Source organism: Arthrobacter sp. UYP4 (assembly GCF_057291175.1).
Genome location: NZ_JBXAVU010000006.1, coordinates 45,748 through 68,217 on the forward strand (window position 1 = coordinate 45,748; position 22,470 = coordinate 68,217).

General features: G+C 68.0%; 32 protein-coding genes and 1 pseudogene. 19 read left to right on the top strand and 14 right to left on the bottom strand.

From position 1 onward, the window contains the following. The first annotated feature begins 12 nt into the window (after positions 1–12). From AC0Z9V_RS16740 to AC0Z9V_RS16755, 4 genes are all read left to right on the top strand, one after another. Positions 13–1,104, top strand: coding sequence for an ABC transporter permease (locus AC0Z9V_RS16740; protein WP_485142185.1), 1,092 nt, complete (start codon positions 13–15; stop codon positions 1,102–1,104). A gap of 61 nt (positions 1,105–1,165) precedes the next feature. Further along, positions 1,166–2,230: a rhamnose ABC transporter substrate-binding protein gene (rhaS, locus tag AC0Z9V_RS16745; protein ID WP_133081511.1), complete on the top strand. Its 1,065-nt coding sequence runs from the start codon at positions 1,166–1,168 to the stop codon at positions 2,228–2,230. A 143-nt stretch (positions 2,231–2,373) separates the two neighbouring features. Beyond that, positions 2,374–3,843 (top strand): arabinose isomerase, encoded by a 1,470-nt coding sequence (locus AC0Z9V_RS16750; protein ID WP_485142186.1) that lies wholly within the window; start codon positions 2,374–2,376, stop codon positions 3,841–3,843. A gap of 34 nt (positions 3,844–3,877) precedes the next feature. Beyond that, positions 3,878–4,204: an L-rhamnose mutarotase gene (locus AC0Z9V_RS16755; protein WP_133081611.1), complete on the top strand. Its 327-nt coding sequence runs from the start codon at positions 3,878–3,880 to the stop codon at positions 4,202–4,204. A 50-nt stretch (positions 4,205–4,254) separates the two neighbouring features. Here the strand turns inward: AC0Z9V_RS16755 and AC0Z9V_RS16760 are convergent, their stop codons facing one another. Then, on the bottom strand, positions 4,255–4,545 hold the full coding sequence (locus tag AC0Z9V_RS16760; RefSeq protein WP_459269035.1) for a putative immunity protein: 291 nt from the start codon (positions 4,543–4,545) through the stop codon (positions 4,255–4,257). Continuing rightward, complete coding sequence (locus tag AC0Z9V_RS16765; protein WP_485142187.1) at positions 4,542–4,766, bottom strand: hypothetical protein; 225 nt, start codon at positions 4,764–4,766, stop codon at positions 4,542–4,544. The genes AC0Z9V_RS16760 and AC0Z9V_RS16765 overlap by 4 nt, the downstream gene beginning before the upstream one ends. A 144-nt stretch (positions 4,767–4,910) precedes the next feature. Here AC0Z9V_RS16765 and AC0Z9V_RS16770 point away from each other — a divergent pair. Continuing rightward, a pseudogene (locus tag AC0Z9V_RS16770) lies at positions 4,911–5,108 on the top strand (dihydrofolate reductase family protein); the annotation flags it as partial. Here the strand turns inward: AC0Z9V_RS16770 and AC0Z9V_RS16775 are convergent. Further along, a complete protein-coding gene (locus tag AC0Z9V_RS16775) occupies positions 5,077–5,808 on the bottom strand; it encodes a nuclear transport factor 2 family protein (RefSeq protein WP_485142188.1) in 732 nt (243 codons plus the stop codon). The pseudogene AC0Z9V_RS16770 and the gene AC0Z9V_RS16775 overlap by 32 nt on opposite strands. Here AC0Z9V_RS16775 and AC0Z9V_RS16780 point away from each other — a divergent pair. The 4 genes from AC0Z9V_RS16780 (at position 5,710) to AC0Z9V_RS16795 (ending at position 7,995) form a co-directional block, all read left to right on the top strand. Beyond that, positions 5,710–6,210, top strand: a complete 501-nt coding sequence (locus AC0Z9V_RS16780) for a tetratricopeptide repeat protein (protein WP_485142189.1) — start codon at positions 5,710–5,712, stop codon at positions 6,208–6,210. The genes AC0Z9V_RS16775 and AC0Z9V_RS16780 overlap by 99 nt on opposite strands. A gap of 142 nt (positions 6,211–6,352) precedes the next feature. Continuing rightward, positions 6,353–7,057 carry a Type 1 glutamine amidotransferase-like domain-containing protein gene (locus tag AC0Z9V_RS16785; RefSeq protein ID WP_485142190.1) on the top strand — a complete coding sequence of 235 codons (705 nt, stop codon included), beginning with the start codon at positions 6,353–6,355 and terminating at the stop codon, positions 7,055–7,057. Between the two features lie 164 nt (positions 7,058–7,221). Beyond that, positions 7,222–7,479: a hypothetical protein gene (locus AC0Z9V_RS16790; RefSeq protein WP_485142191.1), complete on the top strand. Its 258-nt coding sequence runs from the start codon at positions 7,222–7,224 to the stop codon at positions 7,477–7,479. Between the two features lie 156 nt (positions 7,480–7,635). After that, complete coding sequence (locus AC0Z9V_RS16795; RefSeq protein ID WP_485142192.1) at positions 7,636–7,995, top strand: hypothetical protein; 360 nt, start codon at positions 7,636–7,638, stop codon at positions 7,993–7,995. Positions 7,996–8,008: 13 nt separating this feature from the next. Here AC0Z9V_RS16795 and AC0Z9V_RS16800 read toward each other — a convergent pair whose 3' ends face one another. Further along, the gene (locus AC0Z9V_RS16800; RefSeq protein ID WP_133081502.1) at positions 8,009–8,284 is read right to left on the bottom strand and encodes a hypothetical protein; all 276 of its coding nucleotides are present in this window, start codon (positions 8,282–8,284) and stop codon (positions 8,009–8,011) included. Between the two features lie 200 nt (positions 8,285–8,484). On the opposite strand from AC0Z9V_RS16800, the gene AC0Z9V_RS16805 reads away from it, so the two are divergent. Together AC0Z9V_RS16805 and AC0Z9V_RS16810 are read left to right on the top strand one after the other, a co-directional pair. Further along, on the top strand, positions 8,485–9,093 hold the full coding sequence (locus tag AC0Z9V_RS16805; RefSeq protein WP_485142193.1) for a hypothetical protein: 609 nt from the start codon (positions 8,485–8,487) through the stop codon (positions 9,091–9,093). Positions 9,094–9,125: 32 nt separating this feature from the next. Further along, the gene (locus tag AC0Z9V_RS16810; protein ID WP_485142194.1) at positions 9,126–10,100 is read left to right on the top strand and encodes a glycoside hydrolase family protein; all 975 of its coding nucleotides are present in this window, start codon (positions 9,126–9,128) and stop codon (positions 10,098–10,100) included. Positions 10,101–10,126: 26 nt separating this feature from the next. Here the strand turns inward: AC0Z9V_RS16810 and AC0Z9V_RS16815 are convergent, their stop codons facing one another. Continuing rightward, positions 10,127–10,453, bottom strand: a complete 327-nt coding sequence (locus tag AC0Z9V_RS16815; protein WP_485142195.1) for a DUF1905 domain-containing protein — start codon at positions 10,451–10,453, stop codon at positions 10,127–10,129. Between the two features lie 205 nt (positions 10,454–10,658). Here AC0Z9V_RS16815 and AC0Z9V_RS16820 point away from each other — a divergent pair, with 205 nt between their 5' ends. Beyond that, complete coding sequence (locus tag AC0Z9V_RS16820; protein ID WP_459269045.1) at positions 10,659–11,375, top strand: EAL domain-containing protein; 717 nt, start codon at positions 10,659–10,661, stop codon at positions 11,373–11,375. Between the two features lie 4 nt (positions 11,376–11,379). Next, on the top strand, positions 11,380–11,751 hold the full coding sequence (locus tag AC0Z9V_RS16825) for a VOC family protein (RefSeq protein ID WP_485142196.1): 372 nt from the start codon (positions 11,380–11,382) through the stop codon (positions 11,749–11,751). 162 nt (positions 11,752–11,913) lie between these two features. Here AC0Z9V_RS16825 and AC0Z9V_RS16830 read toward each other — a convergent pair whose 3' ends face one another. The 3 genes from AC0Z9V_RS16830 to AC0Z9V_RS16840 are packed head-to-tail and all read right to left on the bottom strand — an operon-like array spanning position 11,914 to position 13,982. Continuing rightward, positions 11,914–12,687, bottom strand: a complete 774-nt coding sequence (locus AC0Z9V_RS16830) for a hypothetical protein (protein WP_485142197.1) — start codon at positions 12,685–12,687, stop codon at positions 11,914–11,916. A 17-nt stretch (positions 12,688–12,704) separates the two neighbouring features. Next, the gene (locus tag AC0Z9V_RS16835) at positions 12,705–13,502 is read right to left on the bottom strand and encodes a hypothetical protein (protein WP_485142198.1); all 798 of its coding nucleotides are present in this window, start codon (positions 13,500–13,502) and stop codon (positions 12,705–12,707) included. A 60-nt stretch (positions 13,503–13,562) separates the two neighbouring features. Continuing rightward, positions 13,563–13,982, bottom strand: coding sequence for a hypothetical protein (locus AC0Z9V_RS16840; protein WP_485142199.1), 420 nt, complete (start codon positions 13,980–13,982; stop codon positions 13,563–13,565). A 202-nt stretch (positions 13,983–14,184) separates the two neighbouring features. Here AC0Z9V_RS16840 and AC0Z9V_RS16845 point away from each other — a divergent pair, with 202 nt between their 5' ends. Genes AC0Z9V_RS16845 through AC0Z9V_RS16860 form a run of 4 tightly spaced genes read left to right on the top strand, consistent with a single transcriptional unit; the run spans position 14,185 to position 16,434 of the window. After that, positions 14,185–14,514, top strand: coding sequence for a PadR family transcriptional regulator (locus AC0Z9V_RS16845; RefSeq protein ID WP_208739312.1), 330 nt, complete (start codon positions 14,185–14,187; stop codon positions 14,512–14,514). A 2-nt stretch (positions 14,515–14,516) separates the two neighbouring features. Then, positions 14,517–14,876: a DUF1048 domain-containing protein gene (locus AC0Z9V_RS16850; RefSeq protein ID WP_208741789.1), complete on the top strand. Its 360-nt coding sequence runs from the start codon at positions 14,517–14,519 to the stop codon at positions 14,874–14,876. Further along, complete coding sequence (locus AC0Z9V_RS16855) at positions 14,873–15,676, top strand: ATP-binding cassette domain-containing protein (RefSeq protein ID WP_133081493.1); 804 nt, start codon at positions 14,873–14,875, stop codon at positions 15,674–15,676. The genes AC0Z9V_RS16850 and AC0Z9V_RS16855 overlap by 4 nt, the downstream gene beginning before the upstream one ends. Further along, a complete protein-coding gene (locus AC0Z9V_RS16860; RefSeq protein WP_485142200.1) occupies positions 15,673–16,434 on the top strand; it encodes an ABC transporter permease in 762 nt (253 codons plus the stop codon). Before AC0Z9V_RS16855 ends, AC0Z9V_RS16860 begins: the two co-directional genes overlap by 4 nt. Positions 16,435–16,491: 57 nt before the next feature. Here AC0Z9V_RS16860 and AC0Z9V_RS16865 read toward each other — a convergent pair whose 3' ends face one another. Together AC0Z9V_RS16865 and AC0Z9V_RS16870 are read right to left on the bottom strand one after the other, a co-directional pair. Next, positions 16,492–17,379 (bottom strand): GAF domain-containing protein, encoded by an 888-nt coding sequence (locus tag AC0Z9V_RS16865; RefSeq protein WP_485142201.1) that lies wholly within the window; start codon positions 17,377–17,379, stop codon positions 16,492–16,494. Positions 17,380–17,517: 138 nt separating this feature from the next. Further along, on the bottom strand, positions 17,518–18,213 hold the full coding sequence (locus tag AC0Z9V_RS16870; RefSeq protein WP_485142202.1) for an LmeA family phospholipid-binding protein: 696 nt from the start codon (positions 18,211–18,213) through the stop codon (positions 17,518–17,520). A 176-nt stretch (positions 18,214–18,389) separates the two neighbouring features. Between AC0Z9V_RS16870 and AC0Z9V_RS16875 the strand changes: the two genes are divergently transcribed. Both AC0Z9V_RS16875 and AC0Z9V_RS16880 read left to right on the top strand, forming a co-directional pair. Beyond that, entirely contained in the window at positions 18,390–18,653 is a 264-nt protein-coding gene (locus tag AC0Z9V_RS16875) for an HPr family phosphocarrier protein (protein ID WP_485142203.1), read from the top strand. 229 nt (positions 18,654–18,882) lie between these two features. After that, a complete protein-coding gene (locus tag AC0Z9V_RS16880) occupies positions 18,883–19,152 on the top strand; it encodes a hypothetical protein (protein ID WP_208739306.1) in 270 nt (89 codons plus the stop codon). A gap of 78 nt (positions 19,153–19,230) precedes the next feature. Here AC0Z9V_RS16880 and AC0Z9V_RS16885 read toward each other — a convergent pair whose 3' ends face one another. The 4 genes from AC0Z9V_RS16885 to hpaH form a co-directional block, all read right to left on the bottom strand. Beyond that, positions 19,231–20,007 carry a GAF and ANTAR domain-containing protein gene (locus AC0Z9V_RS16885; RefSeq protein ID WP_485142204.1) on the bottom strand — a complete coding sequence of 259 codons (777 nt, stop codon included), beginning with the start codon at positions 20,005–20,007 and terminating at the stop codon, positions 19,231–19,233. Between the two features lie 388 nt (positions 20,008–20,395). Then, on the bottom strand, positions 20,396–20,737 hold the full coding sequence (locus AC0Z9V_RS16890; RefSeq protein ID WP_133081486.1) for an ANTAR domain-containing protein: 342 nt from the start codon (positions 20,735–20,737) through the stop codon (positions 20,396–20,398). A 158-nt stretch (positions 20,738–20,895) separates the two neighbouring features. After that, positions 20,896–21,699 carry an HpcH/HpaI aldolase family protein gene (locus AC0Z9V_RS16895; RefSeq protein ID WP_485142205.1) on the bottom strand — a complete coding sequence of 268 codons (804 nt, stop codon included), beginning with the start codon at positions 21,697–21,699 and terminating at the stop codon, positions 20,896–20,898. Beyond that, positions 21,684–22,469, bottom strand: coding sequence for a 2-oxo-hept-4-ene-1,7-dioate hydratase (hpaH, locus tag AC0Z9V_RS16900; protein ID WP_133081485.1), 786 nt, complete (start codon positions 22,467–22,469; stop codon positions 21,684–21,686). Before hpaH ends, AC0Z9V_RS16895 begins: the two co-directional genes overlap by 16 nt. Position 22,470 lies beyond the last annotated feature (1 nt).

Below are 22,470 nucleotides of genomic sequence, written 5' to 3' on the forward strand. Positions count from 1 at the left end.
AAAGGCAGGCGCATGGCCGCAACATCCGGAAGCACCAGGCCGCGGGCGGAGAAGCGCCAGAAGCCGGGGCGGGCCGCAGCCGACACCTCCACGGTGCTGGCGGTCCCCAAGGGGCGCACCGGTGCCGCCCGGATCCTGCTCGGACGGGACGCCGTCATGATCTACGTGCTGCTCGTCGTCGTGATCTACGCGAGCCTCGTGATCCCGCGGTTCGCCTCACCGGTCACCGTGGGCTTCCTGCTCCTCGACGTCATCCCGACCCTGCTCATCGCCCTGCCGATGACGCTCGTCATCATCTCGGGGGAGATCGACCTCTCGGTCGCGAGCATCGCCGGCCTCACCAGCGCCCTCATGGGAGTCCTCTGGCAGGGCGGCATGCCGATCGCGCTCGTCCTGGTGATCTGCGTGCTGGCAGGCCTCGTCGCGGGCGCCTTCAACGGGGTGCTCATCGCGTATCTCGGCCTACCGTCCCTCGCCGTCACCATCGGCACGCTCGCCCTGTTCCGGGGCCTGGCGCTCGTGGTGATCGGCGACAACGCCGTGGCGAACTTCCCTCCCGGCCTCACCGCCTTCTTCACCTCGAAGATCGGCGGGACGGGCATCCCCACCGTCATGGTCGGCGTCGTCCTGCTCATCATCGCCTTCGCCGTCGTCCTGCACTTCACGCCCTTCGGCCGCGGGCTCTTCGCCCTCGGCTACAGCAAGGAAGCGGCGACGTTCGTCGGGATCGACGTCGCACGCTCCAAGTTCCTGCTGTACCTGGCCACCGGCACCGTGTCGGCGCTCGCGGGCATCTACTGGACCCTGCGGTACTCCAGCGCCCGCAGCGACAACGCGAGCGGCCTCGAACTCGCCGTCATCGCGGCGGTACTGCTCGGCGGCGTGTCGATCTTCGGCGGCAAGGGCTCCATCCCGGGTGTGCTCGCCGGCGTGCTGCTGATCGGCACCATCAACTACGCCCTGAAGCTGGACCGCGTCTCCGAGGTGGTCCTCATCATCGTGACGGGCTCCTTGCTCATCATCTCGGTGGTGGCGCCGAACATCGCGTCCGCCATCAAGGGGGCCCGCCATGCCAGGCGTGTCCGCACTGCTCCACTTCCCTAGGCCGTCCCCCTGGGGTTGCACCCGGCGTCTGGTTCCCAGCGCCCATCGAAAGGAAGAAACAATGAGGTTCATCCATTCCGGATCCACCGGACGCCGGGCGGCTCTCGCGGCCCTGGCAACGAGCGCCGCGCTGGTCCTCAGCGCCTGCGGCGGCGGCGCTGCCTCCGAGGGCGGCGGCAGCGAGGGTGGCAGCGGGTCGGACGGCGAGCAGACGATCACGTTCATCCCCAAGCAGCTCAACAACCCCTACACCGACGTGGTCCTGGGCGGCGGCGAGGACGGCGCGACGGAGGCAGGGTTCGCCTCCTCCGAGGTGGTCGGTCCGTTGGACGCCAGTGCGTCGAGCCAGGTGTCCTTCATCAACGCCGAGACCCAGCGCGGCACCAATGTGATCGTGATCGCCGCGAACGATCCCGATGCCGTCGGACCGGCCCTCGAGGAAGCCCGCACCGCGGGTTCGAAGATCGTCGCGTTCGACTCCGACACCAATCCCGACTACCGGGACCTCTTCGTCAGCCAGGTCGACGCGAAGGACGTGGCCCTGATCCAGCTCGAACTGATCTCCGAGCAGATCGGCGGGGAAGGCGAGATCGCCATCCTGTCGGCCACGGCCAATGCCACCAACCAGAACGAGTGGATCAAGTTCATGGAGGAGGAGCTGGCGTCCAACCCCGACTACGCGAACATCGAACTGGTCGCCAAGGTCTACGGCGACGACGACGACACCAAGTCCTTCCAGGAGGCGCAGGGCCTCCTGCAGGCGTACCCGGACCTGAAGGGCATCATCTCGCCCACCACGGTCGGCATCGCGGCGACCGCCCGGTACCTCTCCACCTCGGAGTACAAGGGCAAGGTCGCGCTCACCGGCCTCGGCCTGCCGAACGAGATGCGCCCGTTCGTCAAGGACGGGACCGTCACCGAGTTCGCCCTCTGGGACCCGGCACAGCTCGGCTACGTGGCGGCCTTCGCGGGCAAGGCGCTGGCCGACGGCGACATCACCGGGAAGACCGGTGACACCTTCGAGGCCGGCGAGCTCGGCGAGCGTGAGATCGGCGAGGGCGGAGTGGTCCTCGTCGGACCGCCCACGCAGTTCAACGCGGAGAACATCGACGACTACGACTTCTAGTCGTCCGTCGGGCGGGGTGCCTTCGCGGGCGCCCCGCCCATTCCCGTCCCGTCCTCTCCACGTCCCGTCGTCGCACCCGCCGACCTTCCGGTTGTCCCACCCGTCGTCCCACCCGTCGTCCTACCCGTCGTCCCAGGAGCACCATGACCACCGATCCCGCGGTCGGGCCCACCCCCCCACTGGCCCTCTCGGGGCTGCTCGAGCCGGTCCGTCGTCGTCCGACCCGCCTCGGTCTCGTCTCGGGTGGCCTCGGCGCGTACTGGCCGCAGTTCCCCGACCTGCTGCCGCAGCTGCAGGAGTCGGCGCGCTACGTCACCGCCCGGTTCGGCGAGCTCGACGCCGAGGTGACCGACGTCGGCTTCGTCTCCGATGCACGCGAGGCGGCGCTCGCCGCGGAGCAGCTGCGACGCGCGGACTGCGATCTGATCGTCATCTTCCTGACCACGTACCTGACGTCCTCGATGGTGCTCCCGATCGCCCAACGGTCCGGGACGCCGGTCCTCGTGATCGACCTGCAGCCCACCGAGGCCATGGACCATGCGAACTTCGACACCGGGAAGTGGCTCGCCTACTGCGGCCAGTGCCCCGTGCCCGAGGTCGCCAACGTCTTCCGGCGGGCCGGCATCCCCTTCCGCTCCGTCTCCGGACACCTGAAGCAGGAATCGGCGTGGCAGCGCATCGACCAGTGGGTCCACGCGGCCGGGGTCCGTGGCCGGCTGCGGCACGCCCGCCACGGGCTCATGGGCCATGTCTACCCGGGGATGCTCGACGTCTCCACCGACCTCACCACGGTGTCGACGACGTTCGGCTCGCACGTCGAGGTCGTCGAGTTCGACGACCTCCGCGAGTTCGTCGGCGAGGTGACCGATGAGCAGGTGCGCGAGCGCGTAGCCCTGGCCCGGAGCCTGTTCACCGTGGACGGGTCCGTCCTCGACGAGGACTTCGCCTGGGGCGCGAAGGTCTCCGTGGGCCTCGACCGACTCGTCACCGAGTTCGACCTCGACTCCCTGGCGTACTACCACCGCGGCCTCGCCGGCGAGCAGCACGAGCGCCTCGGCGCGGGGATGATCCTCGGCGCCTCCATCCTCACCGCCCGCGGTGTCCCGATGGCGGGCGAGTACGAGCTGAGGACGTCGATCGCCATGCTCGCGGCGCAGGCCATGGGGGCCGGTGGGTCCTTCACCGAGATCCAGGCGCTGAACTTCTTCGACAATGTGGTGGAGATGGGCCACGACGGGCCGGCCCATCTCGCCGTCAGCGCCGCCGAGCCACTGCTGCGCGGGCTCGGGGTCTACCACGGCAAGCGCGGGTGGGGCGTCTCGGTGGAGTTCGACGTGCGGCACGGGCCGGTCACGACCTTCGGCATCGGACAGGATCCCGACGGCTCGTACGTCTTCATCACCTCGGAAGGTACCGTGGTGCCCGGCCCACTGCTGGCCATCGGCAACACGACGTCGCGCGTGGACTTCGGGGGAGACCCCGGGCTCTGGGTCGACGAGTGGAGCCAGACCGGCATCGGCCACCACTGGGCTTTGTGCGTGGGCCACCGGGCCGCCGACGTGAAGGCCGCGGCGTCCCTCCTCGGCGTCGAACACCGCCACGTCTCTCTCTGAACCACATCGACCACCAGCAAAGGAACAGATATCGATGGAACGCGTGTGCTTCCAGTTGCAGGTCCGGCCCGAGCGCATCCCCGAGTACCGGCAGCGCCACGCGGCGATCTGGCCCGACATGGCGCGGGCGCTCAAGGACACCGGATGGAACAACTACTCCCTGTTCCTGCGCCCGGACGGGCTCCTGATCGGGTACGTGGAGTGCGAGGACTTCGCGGCTTCCCAGGCGGCGATGGCCGACACCGAGGTCAATGCGCGGTGGCAGCAGGAGATGGGCCCATTCTTCGTGGCGCTCGAGGGGCGTCCCGACGAGGGATTCCTCCGACTCGAGGAGGTCTTCCACCTGGAGGACCAGCTCTGATCAGGAGGGCACCGTGCGGGCCGTCGCGTGCGCTCCTCGCGTAGGACGCCTCAGTCGTCGAAGACGGACCAGCAGATGCTGGTGCGGCGGACCTGGTCCTCGAGGACAAGGGCACGGAGGTGCTCGGGGATCTGCCGGCGCTGCCAGTCGCGCTCGGCCCGCGCAGCTTCGATCGCGTCCCGAGGCCGGCTGTCCCCGCGGTTCGATTCCTCGAACAGGGCCAGGACATGCTCAGCGCAGGTAGCCGCCCACAGTGCCAGGAGCTGGTGATCGATCTCGGTGAGGGTTCCTCCGCGCCGGACGGACACGAGGCGAACATCGCGAACAGCCGGAAGGATCATGGGACCGGTTCCTGTTCCTCGGGATCCTTCCGTCTGCCGCGGCGGGTCATGGACGGAGCGACCGGTGCCGGCCAGACGACGATCAGCGCCGTCGCGATCGGTCCCACCAGCAGTGAGATGAGGAACCACGCCCACCGGGAGCGATTCTTCTGCTCGGCGAGACCGGCGTTGATGAGGGCGAAGGTGAACCAGAAGAAGCCTGAACCTACGTAGTCATCCACCCGTCCACCCAATCACAGCCAGGAGCACCGAACTGCCTCATGGCAGGCCGTTCCCGGATCAGTGCGTCGACCGGCTCCCGTCAGCCCCGACAGTGTCCGTCCACCCGGCGTCCGGGGACAACGCGGCACTCGGGGCCTTCCTCACCGACCGCCGACCAGCAGCCCGATGCCACGCCGGCGCACAACGAGTACGCCCGCCGCTGGCGTGAGATGCCGAAAGTGGTGTTCTCCTCGACGATCAGCACGGTCAGCACGATCAGCACGGTCGACCGGAACACCGGCCTGGTCGCCGGCGACGCGGTCACCGAGATCACCCGGCTCGCTCGGGGACCGCTCGATCCGGCTCATCCTCGGGACGGCCGGCGTACCACTCGTGGAACTCGGAGCACCGTCCAGAGCTGTCGAACCGCAGGAACCAGATGTTGTCGTACGCCGTGACGACGCGATCACTCTCCGGCTCGTAGAACACCGTCCGGCCATGGGCTACGACCCGGTCACCCTCGATGGCGACCGGATGGTACCGGGCGTCGAAGGACTCGCCGATGAATGCCTCGCGCTCGCTCATCCACTCTGCGACGATCTCCCGACGTCCGGATGCCCGCAGCTGGAAGGGGTAGTGCCACACGGCAGCTTCGGACCAAAGATCCGCGATCGCCTGCTCGTCGTACGTCTTCCAGGCCGTCACGTACGCATCGAGCCACTCCTGCGCCGATGCCCTCGTGATCCGCTCCGACGGCACCGGGGTGTTGTGCCACTCAGGCTGGTCCAGGAAGCTCGTCATTCCCAGATCGTAGCCAGGACCGGACGGCGGTGGGAGCCCGGGTGGCATCGAGCCAGGTGCCGGGCGTCCAGGTGCCGGGGTGGATGCGCCGGGGCCGGGAGGCCTGCCCTGTCCCCGGATCCACGGAACGGGCCTCGGTGCGTCATGAGCGAGAATGGCGACATGACCCTGGGTGATGAGCTCGACCTGATCCTCGAGCGTCGAGACCGCGGCACCATGCAGCCGACCATCGATGCCCTGCTGCCCTACTACGCTGCCCATCCGGAGAACGCGCGGGTGCTCTACGAGGTCGGCGGGGCCTACGACACGGCGGGACAGGAAGACATCGCGCGAGGGTTCTACGAGAAGGCTCTTGCTGCAGGGCTCGAAGGTGATCTGCTGCGCCGGTGCTATGTCCAGTACGGGTCGACGCTCAGGAACCTCGGCGAGTACGAGGCGTCGCTCGAGGTCTTCAGGGCAGCTCGCGCTGTGTTTCCCGGCTCCCCGGCGCTAGGAGCCTTCGAGGCCATCACCCTCCATGCGGCGGGCCGATCGGATGAATCTGTCGCCTCGTTGCTCGATCTGGTGGTGACCTTCGTTCACGCTCCCGACATCGAGCGGTACAAGGAAGCCATCAGCGGCAACGCGGCCTACATCCGTGCGCTCGACGACGAGAACTCCTAGTGGACCGTACCGATCCTCGACCGGTCCGCCTGCGATGATCAGCGGTGAGGTTCCCGAGCGAAGGAGGCACACCAGTGACGGACTTCTCTCCGTCCGCTTTCGCGCGACAGGCAGGATGAGCCGCAGCCGTTAGGATCGCACCGTGAAGCTCCTTCTCACCTCGGCCGGGGTCACCAATCCGACGATCCTCGGCGCTCTCGAAGCGCTTCTCGGGAAGCCGATCACCGCGTCCACCGCGCTGTGCATCCCCACCGCCCAGTACGGTCACCCCTGGCTCGGCCCCGGCATCGAGGCGTGGAGATTCATCAGTGGCATATCCGAGAACCCCATGGTGGACCTGGGATGGAAATCCGTCGGGGTGCTGGAGCTGACCGCGCTGCCGAGCATCGATGAGGAGCGGTGGAAGCCGCTCGTGCGCGAGACCGACGTGTTGCTGGCGGCAGGCGGTGACGCCCTCTACCTCGACCATTGGATACGGCAGTCGGGACTGGCCGACCTGTTCCCGTCGCTGGCACGCACCGTGTGGGTCGGGATGAGCGCGGGCAGCATGGTGATGACTCCGCAGATCGGTCGGGAGTTCGTCGGCTGGAACTCGCCGACGGGCGATGACAGCGCACTGGGAATGGTCCACTTCTCGATCTGCCCGCACCTCGCGCCCGACGGTGCACCCGGTAACTCGCTGGCTGCAGCAGAGAGATGGGCCGCCGGTATACCTCACCCGTCCTACGCCATCGACGACCAGACGGCCATCAGCGTGACCGATGATGCGGTGGACGTCATCACGGAGGGCCTCTGGCGGTACTTCCCTGGACAGGCAGCCGCCGACGTCACGGCCGGGAAGCCCTGACAGCCCGGGCGACCTGAACGGATCCGTACGATCCACCCCGGCGACCAGGCGTTTGTGACCTCGAGGGGTAATCAGTAGTCTGTGGATGTGGTCCAGAAACAGGCCTCTTCTTCTCAGCAAGAAAACTGGAGTGCGGGCTCATGCTCACATCACCCACGGCCAGAATGGGCATTCTCACGGGCGACATGGCGAACCTTCCCACAAGGGCGCTGCACCGGATGATCGATCGCCTCTACGAGGACCTCGACACCGATGAACCCGTCGAGGGAGTCGCTTGCCGGTACGCGGAGCTCCGCGACGAACTCGACCACCGGGGCGCCGGCAGAAGGATCCCCCTCGCGGGCAGAACCGGTCCGTCGCGCCGCGGAGCGGTCCGCACTGCGCTCATCCGGAAGCGCCTGGTCTCACGCCCCTACGTCTAGCCCTGCCGGCGCGGCACGCGCGCGTGCTGCCCTGCACAGTATGGCGATCAGCCGAAGACCGACCCGGGCCACTCGGGACGCTCTTCTTCACCCCGCCGGCCCGACGGCTGTTCGCCGATCGATCGCTGACACCGGTTCCGATGATGATGGAAGAGCATGCTGCCTGCACTCGATGAAGCCGTCTTTGCAACCTTTGCCCAGGACCTCAGGTCCTACCCCGAAGCACTTCGATTCCTTGCGGACTTCGACGCGATGCTGACCCGCCGGATATCCAGGATCGGTGATGCCCTGGAATGCGGGGAGGGTGAGGAAACGACGACGGCCTTGCTCAGCCTTCATGCCAGCGCGGCCATGGCTGGTGCGTGCGCACTGCAGCACAGCACCGCCAAAGCTCTGACGACCATTCGTTGCTCGGGTGTATCTCGCGGTTTCGCGAACGAACTCGTCCTGCAGCTCACAGACCAGGCACAACACTTCACACGGTCGTACCGTGCGTTCCGTCGCGGAGCCCTGTAGGGTCCCGGGCCCCTCACCGGCGCCTGCGCGGCCGCGAGTACCGGCTGACAAGATCATTGAGCGCCAGAGTGGTGACGATGATGGAAACGGCCCCCGCTGCGAGACCGACGTAGAGGCCGCTGAGCATCGCCAGGGGGGAGTCGGCGTCGGTCAGGTAGGCGTGGGCGGTGGCAGCACCGACCACCCAGGAGGCGGCGACGACGACCAGCGCGAGGATGGACGGCAGGGCGCCGAGATGGTTCTTGATCCATCGGGCCGGCCGTGCTGTTTCGATCCCCAGGAGTGCCATGCTCCAAGTCTCCGGCGGTAAGGTCACGGTGCAGTCGACGGTACGTCTCGACATGGCCACAGTTCGCGCCAGGACGGCCTTCCGGGTATTTCCTCTCCTCGGTCAGCCGATAACGTCCGAGGTGGGGGATGAAGCAGTGCAGGTTCTTGCCAGGCGATCCCTCGTCGTCCAATCAACCTCTGCATCAGGAGCGCCACGCCATGGTCAAGCCGCCCTCTGTCCTCGCCCTCGTGGCCGCCGCTGCACTCCTCGCAGGTTGCGCAGGCTCGCCCGCCGACCAGCCCGCGGCCCAGCCCGCCTCGACCGCCTCGGCCACGGCCTCCCCGACGCCGTCTCCGGTTGCGTCTGTCACCGCATCGAGCGAGGCAGGGCCGGCGCCGACGCAGGAGGACGCCGCGCCAGTAGAGACACCGCCCGCGGTCATCGGGACGCCGGTCGAACCACCGGCCCCCGAGCCCGTCGTCGAAGCACCAGCCCCCGCGCCGATCGTCGTCGGGACTGCTACAACCTGGGAAGCCGCGCCCCGGATCACCGTCACCCAGGGCTCGACGTTCGTCCTCACGGGGACCGGTTACCAGCCCGGCCAGAACATCTCCATGTTCATGGGGATCTACCAGACCGACATGACAGAGATCGATGAGCAATCCATGATCGCCGACGCCTCGGGTAGCTTCAGCTTCACGATCACGCTCGCCCCGGACGTCACGCCGACGACCTACGGGGTCTCCACCCTGGTCCGGGACGGCATGCGGCCCGAGGACATCGAGGCAAGCAAGCAGCACGCACTCGTCGACGTCGTCCCCGCCTAGGCGAGAGGGCGCGGCTCCCGATCGGCGACACGATGATCCATCCCATCCTCTCGCGCCGGCTTCTTGCCAGTCCCTACCGCGACCCTGTTCACGACGGTGCTGCCGACCCGGTCCTCGTGTCCGATCCAGTGACAGGGGGCTGGTCCATGTTCTACACGCAGCGCCGTGCGGCGGAGATCGGGCTCGACGGCGTGGCCTGGGTGCACGAGTCCGAGATCGGTGTCGCCCGGTCGAACGACGGAGGGTCGACGTGGACGTACCAGGGCGTCGTCGAGGGACTCGACGCACCGGGCCTGGCGCAGCCCGTCACCCGGTGGGCGCCCGACGTCGTCCGGATCGGTGACCGATGGGTCATGTTCCTGACAGTGCTCGGAGGTAGGAGGACGGATTGGACCGGTCCGGCGAGGATCGCCCAGTACACCAGCGCCGATCTCCACGTGTGGGACTTCCAGGGCTATCTCGACCTCGGTTCCGAACGGGTCATCGACGCTGCCGTGGCCCGGTGCGGTGATGGCCTGTACCGCCTCTGGTACAAGGACGAGGCGCGGGGATCACGCACCTACGCCGCGGTGACAGCCACCCCACTCCTGGCGTCCACCTGGCGTGTCGAAGGTCTGGTGATCGGCGGCAGGCCGCACGAGGGTCCCAAGGTCTTCGCGCTCGGCCGGTGGTACTGGATGGTCACCGACGAGTGGCGGGGCCTGGCCGTCCACCGGTCGAGGGATGGTGCAGGCGGATGGGAACGGCAGAAGCGCGATGACGGGCTGATCCTCACCGCACCGGAGACCTTCGAGGGTCGCCCTGTCGCGGCCCGGCATGCCGACGTGGTCATCCAGGAGAACCGCGCTGCCATCGTGTACTTCACCCATCCGCAGTGGCCCGGTACGGACCTGGGAGACATGGAAGGCGAGGGTGCCGGCACGGCACATCGCAGGAGTCATGTCCGGGCCGCCTGGTTCGAGGTCGACCTCGCCGGCGACCTCGTACCCAGCAGCGCGGGTCGCTGATCACCGACCCTCCAGACGACGGAGTGTCACATCGTGGAGCCGGTCCCGTTGGCGGCTCGACCGCCGCGTGACGCCACCTGCAGCGCTACCGCGACCGCTCGTCCTTCGTCGATGCGCTCCTGGAGGCGGACCACCTTCTTCACCGGCAGCACGTAGCCGCCGCCGCGGGGGAGCAGTGAGGTCTCCCACCCGGTTCCTCCGATGCGCACCGATACCGGAATCACTCCCCAGCCGTAGGTCGCCCGCCCGGCCTCGATGCGAACGTACTCGCACACCTCCTCGGGCACCGTGAGCCAGTAGAACGGGGCCGGGCCACGCCACTCGAACAATTCCGCGGTGAAGGTCTGCTCCATACGGGCCAGAGTCCCGGGCCCGCGCCGAAGCGTCAACCCTCGTTCCTACCCGATTCTCCAGCCGACCCCTGGCCTTCCATGCGGAATGAGAACTTGCGGCGCGCCCACGGCGTATGTGGTTATGGTGGAAGTAATCGGTGAGGGGGAATCAGGCATGGCCTGCGATGGGTGCACGACTTCTTCGAAGCTCGACTTCGATTTCAGCATGGCCTTCCAGCCCATCTATGACGCGATCGACGACCGCGTCTGGGGCTACGAAGCGCTGGTCAGGGGACTGTCGGGCGAGGGCGCCCCTGAGGTCCTGTCGAAGATCTCGCCGGAGCAGATGTACCGGTTCGACCAGGACTGCCGCGTCAAAGCCATCGAGTTGGCCTCGCGCCTCTTTCCTGCCGGCGAGGACCTGAAGCTGTCGATCAACTTCATGCCCAACGCGGTCTACGAGCCGGCCGCATGCCTCCGGGCGACGCTCCGGGCTGCCCGGCAATTCGATTTCCCGACGTCGGCCATCATGTTCGAATTCACGGAGAACGAGGAAGTGTCGGACACGGCCCATCTCACGAACATCATCACCGAATATCGCAAGCACGACTTCACCACCGCCATCGATGACTTCGGTGCCGGTCATGCGGGTCTGGGGCTCCTCGTCGAGTTCCAGCCGGACCTCGTCAAGATCGATATGAAGCTCATCCGGGGAATCGACACCAGCCCGGCTCGCCGGGCCGTCGTCGCCGGCATCGTGAGCATCAGCGAGGCTCTCGGCATCACGCTCCTCGCGGAAGGCATCGAGACCGAGGCGGAGTTCCTGGTCCTGAAAGCGGCCGGCATCCGCCTGTTCCAGGGGTATTGGTTCGCGAGGCCAGCCTTCGAGGAACTCCCGCAGATCCATCGCTGGTCCGCTCCTGGCGTTCCCGCTGTCGCGTAACTCCATGGAACGGGTTCAAGGCATCGGAGGGCTTTTCTTCCGCTCTGAGGATCCAGGGGCGCTGTCCCGCTGGTACGCCGAGCATCTGGGCATCGATCCACCGCCGGCGTCCTATGACACCTCGTCATGGCGGCAGAACGGGGGAGCGACGGTCTTCTCCGGTCTGTCGGCGGACTCCGGGCACATCCCGGCCGGGAAATCGTGGGCTGTCACGTTCCGCGTTGCCGACCTCGCCGCCATGGTCCGGCAGCTCGAAGCAGCAGGAATCACCGTGGACCGTGACGATGAGGCCTACCCCAACGGACTGTTCGCTTCGCTCCTGGACCCCGAAGGGAACAGTATCCAGCTGTGGCAACCAGCAGGAGCAGACTCCTGAGCCCACCCGGCCCGCCGGAACCCGTCGGGCGTGCCGGCATCAAAGCAGGGTGATCGTGGCACGGACATCCTCAACCCGGCACTCATCGAGCACACACGAGGTTGCGGCACGCCTCCTCGTGTTCCCGGCAGGGCCCGTCGTCGTGTTCTCCGGGGTCGGGGCTCAGCCGGCCTTCGACGCAGGATAGACGACGACGTCCACCGAGTCCCCGCGGTGGTGGAACCGGATGATACTCCCGTCCGGGAGGCTTGCGCCGGTGTCGTCCCGCGACAGGTGCAGAGTGCCGATGTCCGCGAAGAGACCGACCCCGGGCGGGACGCAGTTGGCGCCGTCGACCATGGGACCCGAGCGGTCGATGATCATGAAGCACTGCAGACCTTGCCTGTCCACGGCGAACCACGGTTCGACTCCTCGATACGGTTCATAGCCGCGGATGCTCGAACGGTCGACGTCGGCTCCCAGGAAGTCCAGCATCGAGAACACCACCTCGTCTCCTCCGCCGGCGCTTTGATGCAGGACGGCATCGGGGCGGGGCCCGAGGAACCACCCCACGATGTACGCGAGGGCGAAGAGGACCGCCAGGGTGCCGGCTACGAACCAACTGCGGCGGGCCCGTGTGGCGGTGGCTCGATGCCAGCGGTGCTGCCATCGCGACCGTGGCGGGCATTCGGCGGGCTCCACCCCGGGCGACCTACCGGCGGCTTCGTCCGACTCCTCGGCTTCGGGGGCGGCCGGGGGCGGGTCGGCCACCGGCGCACCATCGGTGGTGGCGCCGGATGCGGGGGTCGGAGTGCGGGCCCTGCCGGACCGGCTCGCGGTGCGTGCCGCTTCGAGTTCCGTCAGCCGTGCCAGTGCAGCGGGATCGGCCTGGATATCGGGATGCGGACCGTAGGCCCTCCTGCGCAGCGCGTCCAGTTCGGCTGCAGGATCCGACACGGGCGAGGATCCGTCCATCAGCCGGCCTCCGGCATGAGGTGGACGTAGGCATCCACTGCGTCGCCGTGAAGAATGAACCGGATGATGCCGACGCCGGGCAGCCCTTCGAATCCTTCGAACCCGTCGCCGGACGACGAGACGTCCATGACGAGGTCTGCCGGAGACGGAGCGCAGCGCGCTTCCGACATGCTGCCACTGGCTTCGTGCATGGCCACGAGACAGGGCGAGTCGTACGCGTTCACGCCGGACCAGATCGTGAGACCGCGGAAGGAACCGTGCGCGCGGAGGGTCGTGGTGTCGATCGCGAACATGGGTCCCTCCATCGCCACCAGCGTGCGGACCCGGTCGCCGGCTGCGGCTCCGGTGGGGAGCAGGGTGGCATCGGGGCGCGGCGCTTGTCCGAGGAGTGTTGTCGCGACGGCTCCGCCCGCCACGACCAGCGCGCCGGCTGTCCACGCGAGGCGACTGCGCCGCGTTGTCATCATGCGGTGCACGAACGACCGCGGCAGGTCGTCCCTCCCTGCCGGCCGGGACGACGCGACCCCTTCCGGACCGTTCGACTGCCGAGCCACCTGTCGTCCAGCTGAGGCAGTGGAGGCGGGAGCAGCCGTCGGCTCACCAGCCGCGCCGGTCACGCTTCCCGTCGTGGTGGCGACACGTCGACGCTCGAGGTCAGCGCGGTGCGCAGCCTCGAGTTCATGCAACCTCGCGAGGGCCGGCGGGTCGATCCCGATGTCGGGGTCCGGCCCGTACGCCCTCGTACGCAGTTCATCGAACTCGCGGTCGGCGTCCGAAGGATGCGCGATGCCTTCCACAGCTGAAAGGTACACCTGGAGGTCGAGGCGAGTCCACGGGTGCTTCCACGTGGGTCGACGTCATGGCCGGTCCGCGTGCGGGGGGAGGTTCCGGGCGATGCGCAGGAGCGCGACGGTAAGGGCTCCCGCAACAGGGGTCCAGAGCAGCCGCTCGATCACGGACCGCGAGGCGAGATTCATCAGGGTGCCGACCCCCATCAGGCACGCAGCGCCCGTGAGGATCCGGCGCTTCGTCGTCGTGCCGGGTCCTCGGTCCGTCGTGACCAGGGCGAGCCCGAGGTAGGCCAGGGACGAGACCGCGCTGGCCACCCGGAACCTGGCAGGCAAGGTGCCCGGGGTGTAACCGCCGTAGGCGGCCGCGCCCCATGGCGCTCCGGCGGCCAGGGCGGCCTGGAATGCCGCGACGACGGCGAGGAGGGCGGTCGCGAGCCCGACGGGCCCGTGGTGCGCAGCCGACGGGGGAGGCGTTCGGAGGCTCATGCTCGGAGCCTAGCGCGGATTGAAGGGCTCCACCCGGGATGCGGTCGGGTACATCGCGGGCCGGCTGCGCCAGGGGGGAAGCGCCTGCCGGGATGATCACCACTGCTGGCCGGAAGATCCTGCTACTCCCTCTTGCTATGTACTGGTAGTCAGTGTTACTTTGTACCGGTATCAAGTAACACTGAGTAGCGAGAGGAGAGTCATGGGCAGGCAGGCGACAGAGATGCTCAAGGGCACCCTCGAGGGCATCGTCCTCGCACTGCTCGCCGGAAGGGCTGCGTACGGGTACGAGATCACGACGTGGCTGCGTGAGCAGGGCTTCTCGGACATCGCGGAGGGCACCATCTACGCGCTTCTCGTGCGGGTGGAGCAACGGGGGCTCGTGGACGTGGAGAAGGTCCCGTCCGAGAAGGGCCCCCCGCGCAAGGTGTACTCGCTCAACGCGCAGGGGCAGGAATACCTCAACGAGTTCTGGAGGACATGGAGCTTCCTCTCGGAACGGCTCGAACAGCTCCGACAAGGAGGGGTGTGACCATGTGGATCGAGAAGATCGTCGGGGATCTCGGCGACAAGAAGAGGTACAGGGAGTACAAGGAGCGCATCCGGCAGTTGCCGGAGGGCTACCGCCAGGCCGCTGCGGCGCTCGAGCGGTACCTCATGAACCTCGGCCCGAGTGACGACGGCAAGAGCCTCATCGCCATGCTCAACGATCTCGCCGACCTGCTCGAGCAGAGCGTCGCCGCAGGAACGCCCATCCGGGACGTCGTCGGTGCGGACCCTGCCGAGTTCGCCGAGGAGTTCATGCAGAACTATGGCGGTGGAAGCTGGATCCGCAAGGAGCGCAACCGCCTCGCCTCCGCGATCGACGACGCCGAAAGGGACGAGCGGCGATGAGCGCCGTGGCGTCCCCCATCCGGGTGTCGGGACTGGAGAAGTCCTACAAGGATCTCCACGTGCTCCGCGGCATCGACTTCGACGTCGCCGGCGGCAGCATCTTCGCGTTGCTGGGGTCCAACGGTGCCGGCAAGACGACTGTCGTGAAGATCCTCTCGACCCTGCTCTCCGCGGATGCCGGCACGGCGTCGGTCAGCGGGTTCGACGTCGCTGCGCAGCCGGCGCAGGTGCGTGGATCGATCAGCCTCACGGGTCAGTTCGCGGCTGTCGACGAGGTGCTCAGTGGACGCGAGAACCTTGTGCTCATCGCACGGCTGCGGCACCTCAGCGACCCGGGCGGCATCGCCGATGACCTGCTGCGCCGCTTCTCGCTGACGGACGCGGGAGGGCGGAAGGTCTCGACCTACTCGGGTGGGATGCGCCGTCGCCTCGACATCGCGATGAGCCTGATCGGGCACCCGCCCGTCATCTTCCTCGACGAGCCGACCACAGGGCTCGACCCCGAGGCGCGCATCGAGGTGTGGCAGGCGGTGAAGGAACTCGCTATGCAGGGCACCACGATCTTGCTCACCACCCAGTACCTCGAGGAGGCCGAGCACCTCGCCGACCGCATCGCCGTCCTCCATCAGGGCCATATCATCGCGAACGGCACCCTGGCGGAACTCAAGCAGCTCCTTCCACCCGCCCAGGTCGAGTACGTCGAGAAGCAACCGACCCTCGAGGACGTCTTCCTCGCGATCATCGGCGTCGACACCGCGACGGACACCCCGTCCGGACCCACCCGGAAGGACTCCCGGTGACCACCCACCTCCTCGGCGACACCGCCGTGCTGACAGGGCGATCCCTGCGCCACATCACGCGCAGTGTGGACACGATCGTCACGACGGCGGTCATGCCCGTCGCCATCATGCTTCTCTTCGTCTTCGTGCTCGGTGGTGCGATCGATACCGGCTCGTCCTCCTACGTGAACTACCTGCTGCCCGGCGTCCTGCTCATCACGGTCGCCTCGGGCGTCGCGTACACCTCCTACCGGCTCTTCCTCGACCTGCAGAGCGGTATCTTCGAGCGCTTCCAGTCCATGCCCGTCGCCCGGTCCAGCATGCTCTGGGCGCATGTCCTGACATCACTGGTCGCCAATCTGGTCTCCCTCGTGATCGTCGTCCTCGCCGCCGTCGCCATGGGTTTCCGCTCGGGCGCAGGGGTTGCGGCCTGGCTCGCCGTCGCCGGCATGCTGGTGCTGTTCACACTCGCCCTGACCTGGATAGCGGTGATCGCCGGACTCTCGGCGAAGTCGGTGGAGGGCGCCGCAGCGTTCTCCTATCCGCTGATCTTCCTGCCGTTCATCAGCTCCGCCTTCGCGCCCACCGAGTCCATGCCGGGTCCGGTGCGCTGGTTCGCGGAGCACCAGCCCGTCACCTCCATCGTCGAGACGATCCGGAACCTGTTCGCGCAGCAGCCGGTCGGCAGCGGCATCTGGACAGCCCTCGCCTGGTGCGTCGGGGGCCTGGTGGCTGCCTACGCCGTCGCCATCATGACCTATCGGCGCAGGACCGGCTAGGCAGGGCCGTGAGCGCGTGGTCCGGCAGGAGGGAAGCCCCCGCGGGTGGGGCCCCCGTCAGACCCACATCTCGATCTGTACCTGCCCGGCCAGCCGCCTGAGTACCTGCACGTCGTCATCGGTGAAGACCCGCGGCTGGTCATCCATCAGGCACAGGGTGCCGATACGCCAGCCGTCCACGGTGCAGACGGGGTGACCGGCGTAGAAGCGGACTCCGGGCGCGCCGGTGACGAGGGGGTGATCGCGCCACTCCGGATGCACGCGTGCATCCGCGATGACCAACGTGCGGTCCTGTTCGATGGTCGTCGCACAGAGCGAGAGGTCCCGCGGAAGATCCTGGCCCAACGGTCCGACGACGGATTTGATGATCTGCGAATCGCCGGTGATCAGGGCGATGGAGGCCGAGCTGACACCGAAATGGTCCCGCGCCTGCCGGGTGATCCGATCGAAGCGGTCCTCCGCACCACCCTCCAGCAAGCCGGACTCGTGCAAGGCCTGCAGGCGTCGGAACTCGGTCTCGTCGGCATCGGATCCACCTCCGATGCCACCTGCAGCAGCCACTGCATCGAACGAGGAACCGCTGCCGAAGGTAGCGCTGGTGCTGTGATCCCCGGCGGGTGGGGCGTTGAAGTCGTACCCGTCGGGGGAGAGGTCGAGGGGGCGGAGGTAGTCGCCGTAGCCGGAGAAGGAGGCGGCCTCCTCGTTGCTGTAGTGCGCACCATCGGCCGTGGATCCCTCGCTGTCCAGGCATTCGTTGACGGCCTGGGCGAGCAGGTCGCGCTGCTCCACCTCGAGCATCACCAGACCGGAGAGGTAGCCCCGGACCTCGAGCTGGTCGGAGTCCCCGGCCAGGTCGACATACGTCCGGAAGACGTCAGGGAGGTTCAGGCCGGCGGCCCGCACCGTCTGGATGGCGCTCCACTGCTGAAGGTACCCATCCAGCATGCCCGTCCTCCGTCCACTGATCCGTTCGACCATCGCAGGTCGACCCCGGACGGATCGACCTCGCCCACCAAGACTATGCTCATCGGCGTCGCCCGCGCCTGTACTCGACAGCCGATGGCAGAGTGCCGCCGACCAGGACTAGGGTGCAAGCCTGACATCCTCGCCCCGGAGGCTCGCGCGGAAGCCGTCGGTCTGGACGGTGACCCCCTCCAGCACGAGGCCGGCGGGCAGGCCGTCGATATCGTGCTCGATGGTCACGAACCGCCTGACGACGGCGGCGGTGGCATCGGAGAGGAAATCCGGGCCACCGATGTCGATCGAGCGCGGCTCCAGCACGAGCCTGCCGGCCTGGACGTCGACGGTGCCGGTCGCCGTGACGCGCACCTCGCGCCCCAGGGCGTTCACGGTGCGGACCACCGTGGCCTGGCCGCCTCCGGCAGCGCGGACCACGGAGTCGTCGCCGAGCTCGTCGGCCACGACTTCGAACGGCACGGTCGCGTCCACGACCAGCCGCGCGGCCACCGACCGGTCCGGCCCCACGACCACGTCCTGCCCGACCGCCCGGACATCGCGGAGCGTCGAGTCCGGGGTCACGACCGTCCCGGCCTCCAGCACGAGGTCGGCGAACCACGTCTCGTCCTCGAGCAGGGTGGCGGGGGGTGCTGCCGTCGTCGATGGGTCCTCAGCTCCCGCCGACGCCGTCTGCGCAGGTCCCGGCCCGCCTGCGTCCGCCGGTTCGCTCAGCCCCCACCAGAGGATCACGAGCGCGACCCCCAGGACGAGTGCCATTCCCGTAGCGCCGATCAGCCAATCCCTTGCACGCGTCCAGTCCATAGGGACAGTCTGATGGCTGGTGGGCCCGGAAGGGGGGGGGCGATCCTGTCACCCTGCATCCTGCGGCGGACCCAGCACTCGAGACGGGACGGGCAAATTCCGCGAGGAACACGAACGGTGGTGATTAGATGAACAGTGTCGAGGGGCCAGGATCCCGGGCGGGAGGAGGAACAGCCGTGGAACGAAGCGTCGTCGTCGCCAATCCGCGCGGCGTACATGCCATGCTCGCAGTCCGTATCGCCGCCATCGCCGACAGCTTCAGCGGGAGGGTGTTCCTCCGTCTCGCGTCCGACCCGGACTACTCGGTCGATGCATCGCAGGTCACGTCGGTCCTCAGCCTCGGTGCCGGTACCGAGGAAGTCGTGACCATCAGCTGCGAGGGGCCGGGTGCCGAGAAGACAGTGGCCGCCCTGGTCGCCGTACTCACGGATGTCGACTGACGGCATCGGGACGGAGTGCCCGCGAGGACCGGCCAGGGTGTGCAGGTGGGTGGTTCTCCGGTCGTCGTGAGTTCGAGCGCGACGTCGCGGGCGAGGTCGGTGCGGTGACGGTGCCGTGCAGGCACAATGGGGGATACAACCGGACACCCGGGGCGACGGCGGATCGAGAGATCGGATCCGACGGCGCGGCCGTGTCCACCGACCGAGGTTCAAGAAGGACTGTGTGCAGATGTCAGCAGAGGATCGTCATCAACTCGCCGTCGCAGCGGCGGACAAGGAAGCAGCCGCGTTCGAACTGGACCATGCTGAGCTGAACCTCAAGGAGGCCATCGTCGTCGCCCTCGAGCACGGCGAGGACCCGGAGGTCATCGCGGAGGTGGTGGACCTCGATCCGGAGGAGATTCTCGAGCTGAAGGAATCCGTCGACCAGCCGCCCCTGCTCAGCCTCGACGACATCACGCCGGCGGTTCCGCCGGCAAGCGTCCCGAGCGCCGGCTGACAGCTCCCGGTCCGGCGGGTCCTGCTGCGACGTCCCGGCAGGACGTGCTGGACCTGTCGCGCAGCGCCAGGAGGGGGGTCAGGGGTTCGGGGCGGTGTTCCCGGTGTGCGGGACCACCGGGGCCGGGTTCGACGCCCGTCCGAGGATGAGTTGGGCCAGGGTGTGGACCTTGACGTTCTGATTGTTCGAGGAGCTCCGCAGGATCCGGAATGCCTCCTCCTGGCTGCAGCGGTTCTGGGCCATGATGATTCCCACAGCGACATCGATGGCCGAACGGGTCTCCGTGGCTGCGACCATGTGCGCGGTCTGGTCCCTGGCGTCGTCGACCTTCACGATCAGGCTCAATGCGGCACCGGCCGAGGTCGCGAAGGCTTCGGCGGCCCGCTGCCGCTCGGGCGTGAACACCGCGCGTTCGGCGCCGTAGAAGTTGATGCTCGCCGCACCCTCACTCCTGCCGTCGTCCGTGCCGTCGTTCCTGGCACGCAGGGGAAGAGGCATCCCCATCATCGAGAGATAGCCGTGATCGGCGACCGCTCGCAGGTATCCGCGCCACCGCTGGTCGGCATCGGTGTCATCCACGACGGTGGTGGTTCCGGTGTTCAGGGCGGTGAGGCAGGGCCCGTCGCCGGCGTCGTACTGCAGTTCGTCCAGGACGCCGACCTCGGGGATGCTGCTCACCAGCGTCACCATGCGCCGGCGGTTCCGGTAGGTGATGCCCGAGACCACGTCGGCAGGAGCCATGATCGTGGCCGAGAGCCGGACCACGGCGTCGAGGAACTCCTGCACACTCTGGTGCGCGAGCATCAGGTCGTAGATGTCGCTGGTGTAGTCCTGAGGGTCGGTGGTCCCGGCCATGCGTGTCGAACTCCTGTGAGAACAGTGCCGGCCCTGCGGTAGGGCGCGGCATTACCGATGGGTCGATGTCCGCCGAGGCAGGCATCCTGACCGAGGAGGAGAATGCCACCTCCGCACGAGCATCCCTGTATCCACGGCATGGAGACGGACGTCTCCGGGTCTTCCTGCTGCGTTCCCCCAGTCTCATGGACCACCCTCGCCACAACCCGGAACGAATCCTCAGTTTTCGATCAAGTCGGGGTCCGCACGCTCGTCCGCGGTGAGGGCTCCAGGGCTACGAGCGCCCTGCAGTACGGGGCAGCAGTGCGGCATAGGAAGGATTGTCCCGCACGGACGCGCACGACCCGGCTGCCGGGAGGAGAAGGAGGGGAGCGGAGTCCGGGGCCGATCAGGGGGGTGTGCTGCGGGTGCCGGGCAGGACGGGGTTTCGGGTGGTCGAGATGATGTCCTCGGCGATCCGGCCCGCGGGGACCTGACGTGCGCACGCCGCGCTGAGCAGCAGGGCATGGGCCTGGTGCACGGTGCAGTGCTGGTTGCCCATGATGATGCCCGTCGCGATCTGCACGGGTCGGGGAAGGGGCAGAGCCTGCTCGGGGCACAGGGTGGCGTGGATCAGCCGGGCCCAGTCATCGACCAGATGCCTCGCGCGTGCTGCAGGTGCGTCGTCGGATCCGGAATCCGGAGCGGTGCGGTGGGGGATCTGGTGGTGCGGTTCTACGTCGTCGTTCATGCTGCACTGCCCCTATCGGGGATCGTGCTCTGCCATGGATGCGGTTGCTACGGCACCGTCAAGAAGAAACCAGGAGTACGGCCTATGTCTGGACCGCGTACCCCTCACACTACGCTCCGCCGTCAAGACGGCCGTGGCGCCGACGGGTCCGGAGGCGCTCAATAGCTGGACGGGGAGTCGTCCTCCAGGGCCGGAAGATAGGCGGTGGCGAGGGCTTCGGAGCCGCGGGCGAGGAGGGAGACGTCGGCGCCGACGAGGACGAAGGATGCCCCGGATTCCAGGTAGTGCCGGGCGGTGGTCGGGGTGAACGCGTTGACGCCGGCCGGTTTCCCGGCCAGCGCTGCAGCGTGCAGGCAGTTCCCGACGGCGGTGCGGACCTGCGCGTGTTCCTGCTGGCCGAGCAGTCCCATGGACGCGGCGAGATCGGAGGGCCCGAGGAAGATGGCGTCGACGCCGTCGACGGCGAGGATGTCCTCCACCGCCTCGACGGCGGCCGTGGATTCGATCTGGACCGTGACGCTGACGGTTCCGCCGGCCGTGGCCAGGTAGTCGGGGATCCTGTTCCAGCGGGCGGCGCGGGCCAGTGCGGAGCCGACGCCGCGGACGCCCTCGGGCGGGTAGCGGGTGGCGGCGACGGCGGCCCGCGCGTCTGCCACGGTGTTCACCATGGGGATCAGCAGATTCTGCACGCCGAGGTCGAGGTACTGCTTGATGAGCACGGTGTCGTTGACCGGAGGACGGACGAGTACCTGCACCGGGTACCCGGAGACGGCCTGCAGCTGGGCGAGGATCGACTCGAGGCCGTTCGGGCTGTGCTCGGCGTCGACGAGCAGCCAGTCGAGCCCGGACCCGGCACAGATCTCGGCGACCAAGGGGCTGCCCGAACACACCCACATCCCGGCCAGCGGGCGATCTGCAGCAACCAGTGCCTCGGCGAAGGTGGGTCCTAGACGAAGCGGCATGTCACGGCTCCCAGCGCTCCGTAGTCGGCGTGGACGGTGTCCCCCCGGTCCACCCACATGGGTCGGGTGAAGGATCCGGCCAGGATGATGTCGCCGGCCTTGAGCCCGTCGCCGTGGGCGGCGATCTTGTTGGCGAGCCAGTGCACGCCGGCGGCCGGATGGTCCAGGACCCCGGCGGCGACCCCGGTCTCCTCGACGACCTGGTTCTTGTAGAGGATGGCGGACACCCAGCGCAGGTCGACGGCGTCGGGCCGCACCGGCCGTCCGCCGACGACCATGGCGCCCATCGCCGCGTTGTCGGAGATGGTGTCCACGATGGTCCGGCCCTCCATCTCGATCCTCGAGTCGAGGATCTCCAGCGCAGGCACCACATGGTCGGTCGCATTCAGGACGTCGAAGATGGTGCAGCCCGGTCCGCTGAGGTCGTCCTTGAGCACGAAGGCCAGCTCGACCTCGACCCGGGGGTGTGTGTACCGGTCCCACTCCACGGAGCACCCCGTCTCGAGGACCATGTCGTCGAAGATCGCCCCGTAGTCGGGCTCGGTGATGCCCGTCGCGGCCTGCATGGCCCTGCTCGTGAGCCCGATCTTCCGGCCCACGAGCGTACGTCCGGCGTCCTCGTTGCGCTGCCGCCACAACCGCTGCACGGCGTAGGAGTCCTCCACCGTCATCCCCGGGTAGCGCGCCGTCAGCAGCGGGACGGGAACCCGGCTCCGGCCGGCCTCCAGCAGCTCATCGGCGATGGCCTCGATCGTCGCGTCGTCCAGCATG